At 63.3% G+C, this 624-nt stretch carries 1 protein-coding gene; it reads left to right on the top strand.

All coding sequences use genetic code 11. The features are described 5' to 3' along the window. Positions 1–624, top strand: a 624-nt coding sequence (locus AC0T5L_RS27160; RefSeq protein ID WP_476168341.1) for a cbb3-type cytochrome c oxidase subunit I, incomplete at both ends; no start/stop codon positions are given.

Below are 624 nucleotides of genomic sequence, written 5' to 3'. Positions count from 1 at the left end.
TCTTCACCTGGAACACGTTGCTCACCAGTGTCCTGGTGCTCATCGCGTTCCCGGTGCTGACCGCCGCCCTGGTCGCCCTGGGCGCCGACCGCATGGTCGGCACGCAGGTCTACAACGCCGAGCACGGCGGGGCGATCCTGTGGCAGCACCTGTTCTGGTTCTTCGGACACCCCGAGGTGTACATCATCGCGCTGCCGTTCTTCGGCATCGTGACCGAGGTCCTGCCGGTGTTCAGCCGCAAGCCGATCTTCGGCTACAAGAGCCTGGTCGCTGCGACCATCGCCATCACCGGCCTGTCCGTGACCGTGTGGGCGCACCACATGTTCCCGACCGGCGCGGTCCTGTTGCCGTTCTTCTCCTTCATGAGCTTCCTCATCGCGGTTCCGACCGGTGTGAAGTTCTTCAACTGGATCGGCACGATGTGGCGGGGCCAGATCACCTTCGAGACGCCGATGCTCTTCTCCATCGGTTTCCTGGTGACCTTCCTCTTCGGTGGTCTGACCGGTGTGCTGCTGGCCTCGCCGCCCATCGACTTCCACGTCACCGACTCCTACTTCGTGGTGGCGCACTTCCACTACGTGGTGTTCGGCACCGTGGTGTTCGCGATGTTCGCGGGCTTCTACT

It is taken from the genome of Nocardiopsis sp. TRM 82005 (assembly GCF_056312425.1).
This window is presented reverse-complemented; position numbering and strand designations above follow the sequence as displayed.